The 14968-nt window shown below is 64.7% G+C and carries 13 protein-coding genes; 7 read left to right on the top strand and 6 right to left on the bottom strand.

What is annotated here, in order from left to right; genetic code table 11:
- Positions 1 to 92: 92 nt before the first annotated feature.
- Entirely contained in the window at positions 93 to 566 is a 474-nt protein-coding gene (locus ACMUJL_RS04945) for a winged helix-turn-helix transcriptional regulator (RefSeq protein ID WP_375570039.1), read from the top strand.
- Here the strand turns inward: ACMUJL_RS04945 and ACMUJL_RS04940 are convergent.
- Both ACMUJL_RS04940 and ACMUJL_RS04935 read right to left on the bottom strand, forming a co-directional pair.
- Entirely contained in the window at positions 557 to 1567 is a 1011-nt protein-coding gene (locus ACMUJL_RS04940; RefSeq protein WP_375574002.1) for a cytochrome d ubiquinol oxidase subunit II, read from the bottom strand. The two genes, ACMUJL_RS04945 and ACMUJL_RS04940, sit on opposite strands and share 10 nt — an antisense overlap.
- An 8-nt stretch (positions 1568 to 1575) precedes the next feature.
- A complete protein-coding gene (locus ACMUJL_RS04935) occupies positions 1576 to 2967 on the bottom strand; it encodes a cytochrome ubiquinol oxidase subunit I (RefSeq protein WP_375570041.1) in 1392 nt (463 codons plus the stop codon).
- A 462-nt stretch (positions 2968 to 3429) separates the two neighbouring features.
- Between ACMUJL_RS04935 and katG the strand changes: the two genes are divergently transcribed.
- From katG to ACMUJL_RS04920, 3 genes are all read left to right on the top strand, one after another.
- Positions 3430 to 5631, top strand: a complete 2202-nt coding sequence (katG, locus tag ACMUJL_RS04930; RefSeq protein ID WP_068294793.1) for a catalase/peroxidase HPI — start codon at positions 3430 to 3432, stop codon at positions 5629 to 5631.
- A gap of 209 nt (positions 5632 to 5840) precedes the next feature.
- On the top strand, positions 5841 to 6749 hold the full coding sequence (locus tag ACMUJL_RS04925; protein WP_375570043.1) for a lysophospholipid acyltransferase family protein: 909 nt from the start codon (positions 5841 to 5843) through the stop codon (positions 6747 to 6749).
- Complete coding sequence (locus tag ACMUJL_RS04920) at positions 6742 to 7386, top strand: tyrosine-protein phosphatase (protein WP_375570045.1); 645 nt, start codon at positions 6742 to 6744, stop codon at positions 7384 to 7386. Before ACMUJL_RS04925 ends, ACMUJL_RS04920 begins: the two co-directional genes overlap by 8 nt.
- On the opposite strand, the gene ACMUJL_RS04915 is transcribed toward ACMUJL_RS04920, so the two are convergent.
- The 3 genes from ACMUJL_RS04915 to ACMUJL_RS04905 are packed head-to-tail and all read right to left on the bottom strand — an operon-like array spanning position 7367 to position 9600.
- Positions 7367 to 8101 carry a YrbL family protein gene (locus tag ACMUJL_RS04915; protein ID WP_375570047.1) on the bottom strand — a complete coding sequence of 245 codons (735 nt, stop codon included), beginning with the start codon at positions 8099 to 8101 and terminating at the stop codon, positions 7367 to 7369. The genes ACMUJL_RS04920 and ACMUJL_RS04915 overlap by 20 nt on opposite strands.
- Positions 8098 to 8844: a 3-deoxy-D-manno-octulosonic acid kinase gene (locus tag ACMUJL_RS04910; protein WP_375570049.1), complete on the bottom strand. Its 747-nt coding sequence runs from the start codon at positions 8842 to 8844 to the stop codon at positions 8098 to 8100. Before ACMUJL_RS04910 ends, ACMUJL_RS04915 begins: the two co-directional genes overlap by 4 nt.
- Positions 8845 to 8859: 15 nt before the next feature.
- The gene (locus ACMUJL_RS04905; protein WP_375570051.1) at positions 8860 to 9600 is read right to left on the bottom strand and encodes a glycosyltransferase; all 741 of its coding nucleotides are present in this window, start codon (positions 9598 to 9600) and stop codon (positions 8860 to 8862) included.
- A 233-nt stretch (positions 9601 to 9833) separates the two neighbouring features.
- On the opposite strand from ACMUJL_RS04905, the gene ACMUJL_RS04900 reads away from it, so the two are divergent.
- Positions 9834 to 10571, top strand: a complete 738-nt coding sequence (locus ACMUJL_RS04900) for a glycosyltransferase family 25 protein (RefSeq protein ID WP_375570053.1) — start codon at positions 9834 to 9836, stop codon at positions 10569 to 10571.
- Positions 10572 to 10576: 5 nt separating this feature from the next.
- Here ACMUJL_RS04900 and ACMUJL_RS04895 read toward each other — a convergent pair whose 3' ends face one another.
- Entirely contained in the window at positions 10577 to 11761 is a 1185-nt protein-coding gene (locus ACMUJL_RS04895; protein ID WP_375570055.1) for a rhamnan synthesis F family protein, read from the bottom strand.
- A 213-nt stretch (positions 11762 to 11974) separates the two neighbouring features.
- On the opposite strand from ACMUJL_RS04895, the gene ACMUJL_RS04890 reads away from it, so the two are divergent.
- The gene (locus ACMUJL_RS04890; protein WP_375570057.1) at positions 11975 to 12934 is read left to right on the top strand and encodes a Gfo/Idh/MocA family protein; all 960 of its coding nucleotides are present in this window, start codon (positions 11975 to 11977) and stop codon (positions 12932 to 12934) included.
- Positions 12935 to 13005: 71 nt separating this feature from the next.
- Positions 13006 to 14964 carry an acetoacetate--CoA ligase gene (locus ACMUJL_RS04885; protein WP_375570059.1) on the top strand — a complete coding sequence of 653 codons (1959 nt, stop codon included), beginning with the start codon at positions 13006 to 13008 and terminating at the stop codon, positions 14962 to 14964.
- The last annotated feature ends 4 nt before the right edge of the window (positions 14965 to 14968 follow it).

Raw genomic sequence — 14968 nt, 5'->3', positions numbered from 1 at the left:
CGGGTCATCACAGGGCGTCACCAAGTGAGTTCTGATTTGGAACTGTGCTAAGTTCTCTTTTGGAACCTGTCAATCCTTGCTATGATCCGGGCATGAAATGGAACGATCTTGAAAGCGATGCCTGTCCGGTTGCCCGTGGCCTGTCCGTCGTGGGCGACCGTTGGACCATGCTGGTGCTGCGTGATTGCTTTTTGGGTATTCGCCGGTTCGAACAGATGCAGGAACGGCTTGGCATCACGCGCCATATTCTGGCGGACAGGTTGCGCAAGCTGGAGGCGGCGGGCGTGTTGCGCCGCGAGCCTTATCAGGAACGCCCGCTGCGGCATGAATACCGGCTGACAGAGCGCGGCAAAGCGCTTTATCCGGTCCTGGTGTCGCTGATCGCTTGGGCGAATGCGCATGTGCCGCCGCCCGGCGAGCCTTCGGTCACGCTGGTCTCGAAGGAGACCGGCGCGCCGATCGCGCCGGTTCTGGTCGATGCGAGGACTGGCAAGCAGATCACGGCCCGCAGCGTGACGGCCCAGACGCGGGATGCGCCGTCGCTGCGGGGGCTGGATCAGTCGTAGCGCAGGTCGCGGGCCTTGCCGCGGAAGATGTAATAGGCCAGCGCCGAATAGCCCGCGATCACCGGGATCACGATCAGCGCACCCACGAGGATGATCATCAGGCTTTCCGGGGCCGATGCGGCATCGTAGATCGTCAGTTTTTCCGGCACCACATAGGGGTAGAAGGAATAGGCAAGGCCCGTGAAGGCCAGCACGAACAGCGCGCTTGCCCCGGCAAAGGGCAACCATGCGAAGCTGTCGTTGACCGTGGGCAGTCGCCGCAGGACCGCCCAGATACCCAGGATCAGCGCCGCGGACATCAGCGGAAGGGGCGCGAGCAGGAAAAACTCGGGGATCGAGAACCACCGCTCCCAGATGCGTGGGCTGACCAGCGGGGTGGCAAGCGAGATCGCGCCTACACCCAGCACGACGCCCCATATCCCGCCGCGCGCCCATTTCACCGCTTTCAGTTGCAACGCCCCCTCGGCCTTGAGGATCAGCCAGCAGGCGCCGATGAAGCTGTAGCCGACGGTCAGGAATACGGCTGTCAGAAGCGCGAAGGCCTGCGAGGACCAGCTGTTGTCCAGACCCATGACATAGAGGCCCAGCATGTAGCCCTGCGCCATCGAGGTCATGATCGAGCCTGCGAAGAACGCCATGTTCCACGCCTTTTTCTTGGGAAGCGCCACCTTGGCGCGGAATTCGAAGGCCGTGCCGCGCAGGATCAGGCCGATCAGCATGATCGCCACGGGCAGGTAAAGCGCCGTCAGGATGGTGCCATGGGCCGCCGGGAAGGCGACCAGCAGCAGGCCGACCGCCATCACCAGCCAGGTTTCGTTCGCATCCCAGAAGGGGCCGATCGAGGCGACCATGCGGTCTTTCTCGGCCTCGTTCCCGAGGGGGGTAAGGATCCCCACGCCCAGGTCGAAGCCGTCCAGCACCACGTAGATCAGGATCGACAGGCCCATCAGCGCGGCAAAGACCACGGGCAGCCAGACGGCGGGATCACCAAGGAGGGTCATCATGATGGTCACTCCGCCGGGATGGACTGGATCGCGCCGCTTATCGGGCGGCCTGCCTCGGGGACGGACGCCCCCTTGGCCTTGCGGCGGGCCAGGTAGACCAGCACGCTGACATAGGCGACCAGCAACGCTGCGTAGATCACCAGGTAGGCCACCAGCGTCGAGGCGACAAGCGCGGGCGGCACGTCACCCACGGCGGCATCGGTGCTGAGGACACCGGTCACCAGCCAGGGCTGACGCCCGATTTCGGTGGTGTACCAGCCCGCCAGTGTCGCCAGCCAGCCCGAGAAGGCCATCGGCAGGAAGGCCCAGACCACCGGGCGCGGCAGCCCTTCGATGCCCCGGCCGCGGCGCATCAGGAACAGCGCCGCCCAGGACAGCACCAGCATCGCCATGCCGGTACCCACCATCACGCGGAAGGACCAGAAGACAGCGTTGACGGGCGGGTGCAGGACAGTCCCGTCTTCAGCCACGAAGTCGTTCAGGCCCGGCACCTCGCCGTCCAGACGATGGGTCAGGATGAGGCTTGCGCCCGAGGGAATGCCGATCTCGAACCGGTTCTCGCGCGCCTCCTCGTCGGGCAGTGCGAACAGCAGCAGGGGCACATTGCCTTGCGTTTCCCAGTTGCCCTCCATCGCGGCCACTTTCGCAGGCTGGTATTCCAGCGTGTTCAACCCGTGCATGTCACCGGCATAGATCTGCAGCGGGATGATCGAGGCGCCCATGATCACGCCAAGGCGCAGCGATTTGCGCACTTCCGCGCTGCGTTCGCCCATGACCCAGCGCAGGGCGGACATGCCCGCGATCAGGAAGCCCACGGTCAGACCCGAGGCCAGCAGCACATGCACAAGGCGGTAGGGCATCGAGGGGTTGAAGATGATCGCGAACCAGTCGGTGGCATGGGCCACGCCGTCACGCATCTCGAAGCCCTGGGGCGTGTGCATCCAGCTGTTCAGCACCAGGATCCAGAAGGTCGACATGGTTGTGCCCACGGCGACCAGAACGGTCGCCCCGGTATGTGCCCAACCCGGCACGCGGCTGAAGCCGAACAGCATGATGCCAAGGAACACGGCCTCCATGAAGAAGGCGGTCATGATCTCATAGGCCAGCAGGGGCCCCGCGATATTGCCGACGCTTTCCATGAAGCCGGGCCAGTTGGTGCCGAACTGGAACGACATGGTGATGCCGGACACGACCCCCATGGCAAAGGACAGGGCGAAGATTTTGACCCAGAAGAAATAGGCGTCCATCCAGACCTGTTCATTGGTCCGGGCATAGCGCCATTTGAAAAAGACCAGCACCCAGCCAAGGGCGATGGTGATCGTGGGAAAAAGGATATGGAACGAGATATTCGCCGCGAACTGGATCCGCGACAGCAATAGGGTGTCCATCATCTCCATCTGTCTGCCATTCGGCCCGCCGGGCCGCCTTTCCTGATAAACGGGGGCTGAGCGGTGAAAGCCCCGAAACCGTCCATGCGTGCCCCTGCGCCAGCATGTCTGGCGAAGGGGTAAGACCGGACCGCAAGCCCGGATTTGCAAAGGTACATATGATGCGCAGCTTTGACTGGTATGCGGCAGGAGCGCGCAGTTCCGATATCACCCGCGGCCCTGCTGACCGGTTTTCCGGGCAATTGGCAAAGATCTGGTGAACGCCGCCGGGCGATAACTTGAAATTATAATTATGATCACAAAATGCAACTTAAACTGATCGCTCTGGTTTGTTAGAATGATTCCAGTATAGCTTGGGTCGATCGATGGGGATGCGGCGGGCACCAGTTGCCTCTGCCCCCTGTTTTGTCCCGGGTGACAGCCCCCGCGCCCCGTTCCAGGGCACGACATCAACCAGAATCGGAGAGAAACATGGACGGAAATGACATCGGCAAATGCCCGGTCATGCATTCGGCAATCAACCCGAATGCAACGCAAAAGGGCCGCACGAATCGCGAGTGGTGGCCGAATTCGCTGAACCTCAAGATCCTCAGCCAGCATTCGTCCAAGGTCGACCCGATGGGCGAGGCCTTCAACTATGCCGAGGAATTCAAGAAGCTGGACCTCACGGCGCTGAAGGCCGATCTGGCCGCGCTGATGACCGACAGCAAGGATTGGTGGCCAGCTGACTGGGGCCATTACGGCGGTCTGTTCATCCGCATGGCCTGGCACAGCGCCGGCACCTATCGCACCGCTGACGGTCGCGGGGGCGGCGGCACCGGCTCGCAGCGTTTCGCACCGACCAGCAGCTGGCCGGACAACGCCAACCTTGACAAGGCGCGCCGCCTGCTGTGGCCGATCAAGCAGAAATACGGCAACCAGATTTCCTGGGCGGACCTGTTCATCCTGGCGGGCAACGTCGCGATGGAGACCATGGGCTTCAAGACCTTCGGCTTCGGCGGCGGTCGCGCCGACATCTGGGAGCCCGAGGAAGACATCTATTGGGGCAAGGAAGACAGCTGGCTGGGCGACATGCGCTATAGCGGCGAACGCGAGCTGGAAAACCCGCTGGCCGCCGTGCAGATGGGTCTGATCTACGTCAACCCCGAAGGCCCCAACGGCAACCCCGATCCGGTGGCCTCGGGCCGCGACGTGCGCGAGACTTTCGGCCGTATGGCGATGAACGACTATGAAACCGTGGCGCTGGTGGCCGGTGGCCACACCTTCGGCAAATCGCACGGTGCAGGCGACGCGGCCCTGGTCGGCCCCGAGCCCGAAGCGGCCCCGATGCACGAGATGGGCCTTGGCTGGATCAGCACCCATGGGTCCGGCAAGGGCGGCGACACGATCACATCCGGCATCGAAGGTGCATGGAAGCCGAACCCGACGACCTGGGACATGGGCTATTTCAAGGTGCTGTTCAAATATGACTGGCAGCTGTCGAAAAGCCCCGCAGGCGCGCATCAGTGGCACCCGATCGACTGCGAGGAAGAAGACATGGTCGTGGATGCGCACGATCCCTCGAAGAAGCATCCGCCGATGATGACCACCGCCGACATGTCGCTGAAGATGGACCCGATCTACGAACCCATCTCGCGCAACTTCCTGGAAAACCCGGAAGAGTTCGCCGATGCCTACGCCCGCGCCTGGTTCAAGCTGACCCACCGCGACATGGGGCCGAAAGCCCGCTACCTGGGCGCGGAAGTCCCCGCCGAGGACCTGATCTGGCAGGATCCGATCCCGGCCGTGGATCACCCGCTGGTGGATGCGGCCGATATCGCGGCGCTGAAAGGCAAGCTGCTGGGCGCGCTGTCGGTATCCGAACTGGTGCAGACGGCCTGGGCCTCGGCCTCGTCTTTCCGTGGCTCCGACATGCGCGGCGGTGCCAATGGCGCCCGCATCCGTCTGGCCCCGCAGAAGGATTGGGCGGTCAACCAGCCCGAGGCGCTGGCCAAGGCGCTGGGCGCGCTGGAAGGCATCCAGGCCGAATTCAACGCCTCCGCAAAGGGCGGCAAGAAAGTGTCCCTGGCCGATCTGATCGTGCTGGGCGGCTCTGCCGCGATCGAAAAGGCCGCAAAGGACGCGGGCTTTGACATCGAAGTGCCCTTTACCCCCGGCCGCATGGACGCCAGCCAGGAACAGACCGACGTTGACAGCTTCGAGGTGATGGAACCCATCGCCGACGGCTTCCGCAACTACGCCAAGGATGTCTACAGCGTGCCCGCCGAGGGCCTGCTGATCGACAAGGCGCAGCTGCTGACCCTGACCGCACCCGAGATGACCGTTCTGGTCGGCGGCCTGCGCGTTCTGGGTGCCAACCACGGTGGCGCGGCGCATGGCGTGTTCACGACCCGTCCGGGCCAGCTGACGAACGACTTCTTTGTCAACCTCGTGGACATGGGCACCGCATGGCAGCCCGTCGACAAGGACGAGCAGCTGTTCGAAGGGCGTGACCGCAAGACCGGCGCCGTGAAGTGGACCGGCACCCGCGTCGATCTGGCCTTCGGTGCGAATTCGCAGCTGCGCGCCCTGTCCGAGCTTTATGCCCAGGACGACGCCCAGCCCAAGTTCGTCCGCGATTTCGTCGCGGCCTGGACCAAGGTGATGAACGCCGATCGTTTCGATCTGGCATAACGGCACGACGGCAATACCGGGGATGGCACGCCAGCGCAGGCTGGCGTGCCATTTCCATAAGGTGCCGCGCCGATCCCGCCGTGCCACTGGTTGCGCGGCAAAGCCGGTTCCCCCTGACGGAGGCTTTACCCCGCTGCCGGTCCGGTAGTATGTCAGGGCAGGGCGGTCCGCTGGGGCCGCTTCCGGTGACCCCGCGGGCAGGAGAGACCATGGCGAGCGACAATCAGGAACGGTTCCGGGACCTTGCGGCCCGGATGTCCGATCTTGCGCCATACGGTGTCTTTCTGGCCTTCGTCGGCGCACTCAAGCTGCTGCCCTACGGGTTGCGGGTCCGGCTGGGGGGCCTTGTCTTTGCGCGCCTCGTGGCCCCGCTGGCGGGTTACCGCAGGCGGATCGAGGATAACTTGCGGCTGATCTTTCCGGCCATGCCCGAGGCCCAGCGGACCGCGGTGACAGCGGCCACATCTCGCAACATCGGGCGCATGGCGATGGAACTGCTGTCGCCCAAGGGGTTGCGCAAGCGTGCGCTTGCGGCACCGGTCAGCGGGCCGGGCTGGGACGCGATGCTGCAGGCCAAGGCGCAGAACCGGCCGATCATCCTGGTGTCGGGGCATTTCGGCAATTACGACGTGATCCGTGCAGGCACCATCGCGCATGGGTTTCGCGTGGGCGGCATCTACCGGGCGCTGAACAACCCGTATTTCAACAGCTATTACCTGCGCAACATCAGCACCATCGGCACACCCCTGTTCGAAAGGGGGCGGCGCGGCATCGGCGAGATGGTGCGCTTTTTGCGCGGCGGCGGCACTGTGGCCATGCTGATCGACCAGCACATGCACAAGGGCGAGCCGCTGGATTTCATGGGCCAGACCGCGATGACGGCCCTGTCCGCCGCCGAGATGGCCCTCAAGTACGATGCGCTGCTGGTGCCCTGCTATGGCATCCGGCGCAAGGACGGGCTGTCTTTCGACGCGGTGTTCGAAGCGCCGATCCCCCATTCGACCGCTGTCGAGATGACGCAGGCCCTGAACAACAGCCTGCAGGCCCGGATCGAGCAGAATATCGACCAGTGGTTCTGGATTCACCGCCGCTGGAAGGGCGGCGCACCAGATGCCTGAGCAGGACCGCCTGAGCCGCCTGAGTGACCGGCTGCACAATTTCTGGATAGACCAGGGCGTGATACGCCTGATCTGGGCGAATGCCGCCACCGTGGCGCCCGGCGTGTTCCGGTCGAACCAGCCTGACCGTCGCCGGCTGGCGCGCATGAAGGCGCAGGGCCTTGTCTCGGTTCTTTATCTGCGCGGCAGCGACGGGGGCGCGCCGTACCGGGCAGAGCGCCACGCCTGCGCCGCGCTGGGGCTGCGGTTTCACAGCTTCAACATGAGCGCGCATCGCCTGCCCACGCCCGACCGGGTGCTGGCCCTGATCGCGCTGTTGCGGCGCATCGAGAAACCGTTCCTGCTGCATTGCCGTGCGGGCGCCGATCGCACGGGGCTGGCCAGCGCCATCTATCTGCTGGCGATCGAGGGCCGCCCGGTGGCTGAGGCCGCCGCCATGCTGTCGCGGCGTTTCGGGCATTGGAGCTGGTCGTCGACGGGCGTGCTGGACCGGATGGTCGCGGCCTTCGAGGCCGATCACACGGCCAGCGGCATCGGTTTCGAGGACTGGATCGCCACACGCTATGATCCGGTCGCGATCACGGCGGAATTCGCCCGGCTGACGCTGTGGGACCGGATCAGCGAGACGAGGCGCTGAAGCGCAGCCGCGCCGCGTCGAAACCCAGCCCGATACGGCCCGCCATCTTGTGAAAGCTGCGGATCATCGCAATCCGGTTGAGCCGTGCCGACGCCGACCGGAACGGGATTGCATGGATGTCTCCGAAGCCGTCGATCAGCACGAACTGATCCGCACCGCCGCGTTGCCCCAGCGCGATATTCGCCGCAGTCATGTCGCCCGCGACGATCCCGTGACGAAACATGCGTTCGGCGAACTGGTCCAGCAGGGCCACCATCCCGGCATCGAGCGGCCCCTTGGCCGCGATGGATTTCAGTGTCCGGCCCAGCATCTGGCCGGGCATCGCGATCCGTTCCACCGCCAGCACAGGGCCGATGTCCGCATCGCAAAAGCCGTAAAGGTTCGGGATCGGCAGGTCATCGGTTGCGATGCCGACAAGGCGCGCGCGCAGATAGCAATCGCTTTCCTTGAAGAACGGGTGCCACAGGGTTTTGGGCGCCAGTTTCAGCATCAGCCGCCGGAAGTTGCCAAGATCAGACAGAACAAGCCGGATCGCCGTGCCCTCGGTTTGGCCAAGTGCCGCATGCAGCGATTTCGGCGCCTTGAACAGAAGATCGGGATAGTCCGGGTGATGATAGACAAGCCGATCCTGCCCGTTGGCCATTGGTGCCAGATCTGCCAGCGCAAGCGGTTTTGCGGGAAAAGGCATCGACCCTGATGGGGAGGCATGTCTCATGCGTCAAACTTTATGTCAGGCGGAGCGGAGATGACACGATACCCTACTAGCAAGGCCTGCCAATCCCTGTCGGTCCAGTGCAGGCCGGGGACCTTGCCCTTTTCCTTGATCAGCGAGCGTTCCAGCCTGCGGATATTCTCTTGCGCCCAGCCCCCCTGCGGACGACGTTCGCATTTGTCGAAATCGATCAGCCAGATGCCGCCCGCGCCATCCAGCAGGATGTTGCGGCAGTTCAGGTCGGAATGATGCACGCCGGCCTTGTGAAACCGGGCGATCACGGCCCCGATCCGCATCCAGTCCCTGTCCGATAGAGGTCCTTCTGCCAGACAATCGGCCAGCGGACGGGTGTCGGGGATGCGCTCCATCAGCAGATCAGCGCGGTACCAGGGGCCAAATGGGCTGAAACGGGCGGCCACCGGGCGCGGCACCGGCAGACCCTGGCCATGCATCCAGTCCAGCAGGGTGAATTCGCGCATCGCCCGGCTGCGATCAACGGGTTCGCGCAGATACAGGTCCTTGACGATCCGGCCCACCATGCCGCCGCGCCAGTAATGCCGCAGCACCATGTCGCGCCCATCGTGGCGCAGGAACCATGCGGTGTTGCGCCCGGTCGAGCTGCCGGTCAGCCACCCTGTATGCGCCAGCCAGTCGGGATCGAAGAGGCCATTCTCGAAGGTTGGCACAAGTTCCGCATCATGCCAGATGACCTCGCCACCGTTCCGGGCTGTTGTGATGTCCGCCATGCCGCGCCCTATGCCTCAGCGCCACAGCTCATCGACCCAGGCGACCGGCAGCACCCGGCGATACCACTTGCCGCTGCGCCCGATGATTGCGTCAGGCGGGTTCGGCTTGCCGTGAAACACCACGACGCTGGCCCCCTCGGGGATGCGTGCGGGCTTGAAGAACCCCATGATCCCGCGATGCATGCAGTGACGCTTGAAGCTGACGCACCAGCCCTTGGGCCAGTAGCTCATCTTGCCCTGTCGCGAGAAATACGAGGTCACGAATTCCTGCTCGTTGCGGTAATCGCCCTGCGCGCTGTCAAGCGATCCGGCCAGATGCGCGATCAGGTCGCCATGCGCGCCAGCCGTGTAGCGGAAGACCGAGGTATTGCCCGTCTCGTCGCGCTTGTCCCACTCCTTGATCACGATGAACTCGCCCGGTGGATCGAAGAACGGATCCAGCGGACCGGTGATCACGATGTCCACGTCCAGAAACAGGGTGGGACCGGTCAGGTCGTAAAGGGGCGCGGCAAAGACCGTGACCTTCAGCCAGCCATGAAGCCGGGTCCAGCCGGTGGCGGCGTCGAATTCGGGAATGCCGATGGCCGGCAGGGGATGGGTTTCGATGGAGGGATCAATGCCCGTGGCGTCATCGGTCAGGCAGACGAAGCGATAGGGGCGCGACATGTTGCGCGACACCATCGACGCCAGCTTGTTTACATAGTCTGGGCCATACTTGGTGCCCCATTTCACACAGAGAATATTGACCGGGTCCATCTGACTGCCTTCAGGGATGCCACGGGTCCGCGCCGGGCGATTTCAGGGCTGCAACCTGTCAGGTCTTGGCCGCCGTTGCAAGGCCGGGCAGCGGCTGCAGCGGCGGCTTGCGCATCCGCGCCCCATTGCCCCGCCCTGACGATTGGGGCAGAGTCCGGGGCGGCCGATATGAAAGCTGGAAGGCGCGCGTCATGAAGGAAGACAACGGAAAACCCCGGCCGGACACCGGGCATATGACCTTTGTCATCCATCTTGATCGCGCCACGGCGCGCGAGGCCCAGGTAGATACCTTGTGTGATGCATCCCCTTTCCCGGCCAGGGTCGTCTCGGCGATTGATGCGCGTGATCCCCCGGGTGCCGGGGCCGAGGCATGGGGCCTTTATGAACCCGGCCTTTTGATGCCGCGCTATCCCTATGCGCTGCGCGACTCCGAAGTGGCCTGTTTTCGCAGCCACCGCAAATGCTGGACCATGATCGTGGAGCAGGATCTGGATGCGGCACTCATCCTCGAGGATGACGTGGAGATTGATCGCAGCGGTTTTGCGGCGGCGCTTGATCTTGCCATGCCCGCGATGGCGGACGGGGATTTCATCCGTTTTCCCTACAAGCGCAGGGAAGACGAAGGGCAAGAGGTCGCCCGGAACGGCGATATCGTCCTGCGCCGCCCCCGCGAGGTTGCCCTGGGCATGCAGGCCCAGATCGTGACCCGCAACGCCGCCATCAAGCTGCTGGCGGCGACCCGGGTTTTTGATCGTCCTGTCGATTGCCTGCTGCAGATGCCATGGATTCATGGGGCACGTGTACTGTCGGTCTGGCCATCGGGGATCAGCGAGCGATCCGGCGAACTGGGCGGCAGCACCATCGGGCACAAGACGCCGGGTTGGTCCAAGATCAAGCGCGAGATCCAGCGCCCGCTTTATCGCCACAGGCTGGCGCGCATGGCACGCGCGCATTTCGACGCGCAGGGTTAGGGCTTTCAGCCTGTGACCGAGGGGGCATCCTCGGGCTGGCTGGCAAGTTTTCCCTTGGCCTGGGCCAGTGCGCGGGCCTCGGACAGGATCATGTGCCCGTTCTCCCCCGGCAGGATCGCCAGCGTGTCCAGCGCAATCTGCACGGTCTGGGGCGAGCCGGAAAACACCGATTTCTTGAAGAAGGGCAGGCGGCGGAAACGCTGGTTGTAAAACGGCATGGCGATGATCGTGCCAAAGCGCGCCACGGCGGTTAGGCACAGGGTGATCCGGGCGCGGCGGCCCGTTTCCGTGGCCGGATCAAGGGCAAGCACCGCGGCCTTCACCGGTTCGAACCCGACGTCGATCATCATCAGGTGGCGGGCGACCTCATCCAGCCGGGCCGGATCGAGGGCGGCCAGTTCCGCATCGAGCCTGTCGATTTCCAGCGTGGCGCCATGCGAGAACCCGCGCCGGATCACCCATTGGGAAAAGCCGATCTCGCCGCGCCGGACGGTCAGCTGCTTGCTGTGCCGGATCTGCAGCCGCTTCCAGAACCGCAGGAAAGCGGGATCGCGCAGGATGGCCGCGCCGATACACCAGCCGTTCGACACGTAATGGAACTTGCGATGGGCGGGGTTGAACTGCCAGACGATCTCGGTGTGATCCTGGATGTCGATCTTGGCGATGCCGTAGTTCGACACCGACCCCGCGAAGTCCCGCCCCATGGCGCGTGCCTCGTCGAACCAGCTGGGCGTCTGGTCCACCAGCCAGGCGGAATCATTCAGGATCCACAGCCGGTCGAGTGTGGGCAGCAGATCGGCGATGGACAGGATGCCATCGCGGTAGCCGCCGAAGTCATAGCCGACATTCGGACGCTCGATCACGCGCCAGGCGCAGGCGCAAAGGGACGCGCGATCTGCATCCGACAGCGGCAGGTTGGACACCACCAGGGGGCTGATGCCGGCGCGCGCCAGTTCGGACAGCATGTGCAGATGCGATCCCTGCACACCGTCCGGCGCGAAGATGAGATAGACCGCGATTTCGCGTCCCTGCGGCAGCGCCCCTTGCGTCACGCGCATCAGCCGCGATTTGCGAAAGTCATAAAGCGGCACGAATGTCAGGTAGCGGAACGGTTCGGCGAGGGTTTCCAGCGTCTTCGGCAGGGCGCGGCGCAACTCGCGTTTCAGTTTCCACAGTCGAATGCGTTTCATGCCCGGATCACCCTTGTGCGTCCCGACCTCGGCGGGACAGGTGCGCGCGATAGCAGGCAAGCGCCGTGAAGTCTACCGAAACGGTCGGCGCGCCGGTTGGATCGGCGCCCTTGCCCCGGCGAAAAACCGCTTTGCTCTGGTCGTGCGCCGCGCGGCGCGATAGCGTGGCGCGCCGGGACATCGGGACCGGTGGACTGACAAAGAGGACAGCGCATGGCGATCAAGGCGGCAATCATCGGTTTGGGTATCATGGGACGGCGGATGCTGGAGCATATGCAACTGCATCCCGGCTACGATCCGGCCTTCCTGTGGGATCCGAATGCGGACAACGCGGCCCTTGCACGTGACATGGCGCCCGGTGCCACGATCTGCGACAGCGCCGCGGCTGCGATCTCGGGGGCCGATGTGGTCTATCTGGCCTGCCCGCCGGGGCCGCGCAAGGAATACGCCCTTGCCGCAGCGGCGCTGGGCAAGGCGCTGTTCCTCGAAAAGCCGCTGGGTGTCGATATCGCGGCCAGCGCCGATCTTGTGGAACGGATCGCCGCGTCCGGCGTGCCGGCGGCGGTCAATTTCACCCAGGCGGCCGGGGCCGCGCTGACCGATATCTCGGCCGAGGCGCGAGCGGGCGCGATGGGCGATCTGGCGGGCGTCGATATCGTCGTGACCTATGGCGCATGGCCGCGCGCCTGGCAGCAGGCCGCCGATTGGCTGCGCCTGCGCGACGAGGGCGGCATGACCCGCGAGGTGATCTCGCATTTCCTGTTCTTTTCCGAGCGCATCCTCGGCCCCTTGTCGCTGGTCTGGGCGCGGCCAACCTATCCGGCTGATCCGACGCTTTGCGAAACGCATATGCTGGCGCGGCTTGAGAATGCTGCCGGTCAGGCGGTGTCCGTGCTGGCCAGCGTCGGCGGGGCACAGCCAGACCGGCAGGAATTCACGGTCAAGGGCAGCCTGCGCAGCCACCGCGTTGCGGATTTCTATGCGGTGTCCACCTCGGACGGGGGGGCGTTCGAACGTGTGACCCCCACGAACCTTGATCCGCGCAGCACCAGCCTGCGGGCGCAGCTTGACGATCTGGAGGCGATGATCGCAGGCCGTCCGCACCGTCTGGCCACGCTGGAAGAGGCGCTGCGCGTGCAGCGGCTGATCGAGGCGATGTTGCAGGGCAAGTGATGGCATCAGCCTCTTGAACGTCGGGCGTGGGCATGGAAGCTTGCGCAGCAGACGATCAAGGGAGGATCACCATGACCGAGGCGCGCCCCATCCTGTGGGAACCCGATGCCGCGCGGGCAGATGCCGCGCGGCTGGCGCAGTTCATCCGCTGGCTGAAGGCCGAGCGGGGGCTGGAATTCGCGGATTATCACGCGCTCTGGGAATGGTCCGTCACCGATCTGGACGGGTTCTGGACCGCGATCATCGGCTTTTTCGATCTGCCCATCGCAGGCTGGTCCGAGGTTCTGCCCGAACGCAAGATGCCCGGCGCCGACTGGTTTCCCGGCGCCGAGACGAATTTCGCCGCCCAGATCTTGCGCCATGCCGCGACGCGCGGCGCGGAGGATGCTGTGATCCTGCAATCCGAAACCTTCGGGCGGCAGGTGCTGACCTGGGGCCAGCTGCAAGCGCGCGTCGGTGCGGCACAGGCTGCGTTGCGCGACATGGGCGTGGGGCAGGGCGACCGGGTGGTCGCGGTTCTGCCCAACGCGATCGAGGCGCTTGTGGCTTTCCTTGCGACGGCCTCGTTGGGGGCGGTCTGGTCGCTCTGTGCGCCCGACATGGGGCATGTGGCGATCCTTGACCGGTTCCGTCAGATCGAACCGAAGGTACTGATCGCGCAGGATGGCTATGTCCATGCGGGCAAGCGCATCGACCGGCGCGAGATTCTGGCCGGTATCGCTGCGGGCTTGCCGACCCTGGAGCATCGCGTGATGGTGCCGACGCTGGGCGATGTGCCGCAGGGCTGGACGCCCTGGGCGGTGATGGAGGCGGTGCCGCAGGTGCCCGTGATCCGGCAGGTGCCGTTCTTGCATCCCTTGTGGATCGTCTATTCATCGGGAACGACGGGCAACCCCAAGCCCATCGTGCATGGCCATGGCGGTGTGATGCTGGAGGCGGCAAAGCAATCGCTGCATCAGGACCTGAGCGCGCAGGACAGGTTCTGCTGGATCACGTCATCCGGCTGGATCATGTGGAACGCGCAATGGACCGCACTGGGGCAGGGGGCTGCTGTCGTTCTGTTCGATGCCGCCCCCAATCATCCCGACATGCTGGAGGCCTGGCGCATGGTGGCGCGCGAGGGGCTGACCTATTTCGGGGCGGGGGCTGCGTTTTTCATGGGCTGCCAGAAAGCGGGTATCCGTCCGGGGGCAGAGCTGGACCTGTCGGCGCTGCGGTCCATCGGGGCGACGGGATCGCCGCTGAGCCAGGAAGGCTATGACTGGATCTATGGCGAGGTGAAGCGCGATGTCTGGCTGGCGCCGATTTCGGGGGGCACGGACCTTGCCGGGGCTTTTGTCTGCGGCAATCCGATGATGCCGGTGCGCGCGGGCGAGATGCAGTGCCGCGCGCTTGGCAATGCGGTGCGCGCCTTTGACGAGGCGGGGCAGGAGGTGATCGGGCAGGTGGGCGAATTGGTCTGCACCGAACCGCTGCCGTCGATGCCGCTGTTCTTCTGGGGCGACGAGGACGGATCCCGCCTGCATGACAGCTATTTCGACACCTATCCCGGTGTCTGGCGGCATGGCGACTGGATCGAGTTCACGGCTGACGGCGGATCGGTGATCTATGGGCGGTCCGATGCCACGATCAACCGGCGGGGGCTGCGGCTGGGCAGTTCCGAGATATACCGCGCGGTCGAGGGGCTGGACGCGGTTCTGGACAGCCTGGTGATCGACCTGGAATTCCTGGGCCGCGACAGTTTCATGCCGCTCTTCGTCGTGTTGCGTGAGGGGCTGGTGCTGGATGACGTGCTGCGGGGCCAGATCCGCGATGCGATCCGGCAATCGGTCTCGGCGCGGTTCCTGCCCGATGAGATCATGCAAGTGGCCGAGGTGCCGCGCACGCTGTCGGGCAAGAAGCTGGAGGTGCCGGTGAAAAAGCTGCTGCTGGGGGGAGATCCCGCAAAGGTCGTGAACCGCGATTCCATGGCGAACCCGCAAAGTTTCGACGCATTCATCGCCTATGCCGCGGCGCGCGGGGCGGCCTGATCCA

This window comes from Seohaeicola sp., from assembly GCF_048006315.1.
Classification (GTDB): Bacteria; Pseudomonadota; Alphaproteobacteria; order Rhodobacterales; family Rhodobacteraceae; genus Seohaeicola.
Note: the sequence above shows the minus strand (reverse complement) of the source record. Positions and strands in the feature narration are given on the sequence as shown.

Excerpts from the sequence above, each read along its gene's own strand:
- ACMUJL_RS04935 (WP_375570041.1), bottom strand. The coding sequence starts at position 2,967 with ATGGAGATGATGGACACCCTATTGCTGTCGCGGATCCAGTTCGCGGCG.
- ACMUJL_RS04905 (WP_375570051.1), bottom strand. The coding sequence starts at position 9,600 with ATGGACCCGGTCAATATTCTCTGTGTGAAATGGGGCACCAAGTATGGC.
- ACMUJL_RS04915 (WP_375570047.1), bottom strand. The coding sequence starts at position 8,101 with ATGAGACATGCCTCCCCATCAGGGTCGATGCCTTTTCCCGCAAAACCG.
- ACMUJL_RS04895 (WP_375570055.1), bottom strand. The coding sequence starts at position 11,761 with ATGAAACGCATTCGACTGTGGAAACTGAAACGCGAGTTGCGCCGCGCC.
- ACMUJL_RS04885 (WP_375570059.1), top strand. The coding sequence starts at position 13,006 with ATGACCGAGGCGCGCCCCATCCTGTGGGAACCCGATGCCGCGCGGGCA.
- ACMUJL_RS04945 (WP_375570039.1), top strand. The coding sequence starts at position 93 with ATGAAATGGAACGATCTTGAAAGCGATGCCTGTCCGGTTGCCCGTGGC.
- ACMUJL_RS04900 (WP_375570053.1), top strand. The coding sequence starts at position 9,834 with ATGACCTTTGTCATCCATCTTGATCGCGCCACGGCGCGCGAGGCCCAG.
- ACMUJL_RS04910 (WP_375570049.1), bottom strand. The coding sequence starts at position 8,844 with ATGGCGGACATCACAACAGCCCGGAACGGTGGCGAGGTCATCTGGCAT.
- ACMUJL_RS04925 (WP_375570043.1), top strand. The coding sequence starts at position 5,841 with ATGGCGAGCGACAATCAGGAACGGTTCCGGGACCTTGCGGCCCGGATG.
- katG (WP_068294793.1), top strand. The coding sequence starts at position 3,430 with ATGGACGGAAATGACATCGGCAAATGCCCGGTCATGCATTCGGCAATC.
- ACMUJL_RS04940 (WP_375574002.1), bottom strand. The coding sequence starts at position 1,567 with ATGACCCTCCTTGGTGATCCCGCCGTCTGGCTGCCCGTGGTCTTTGCC.
- ACMUJL_RS04890 (WP_375570057.1), top strand. The coding sequence starts at position 11,975 with ATGGCGATCAAGGCGGCAATCATCGGTTTGGGTATCATGGGACGGCGG.
- ACMUJL_RS04920 (WP_375570045.1), top strand. The coding sequence starts at position 6,742 with ATGCCTGAGCAGGACCGCCTGAGCCGCCTGAGTGACCGGCTGCACAAT.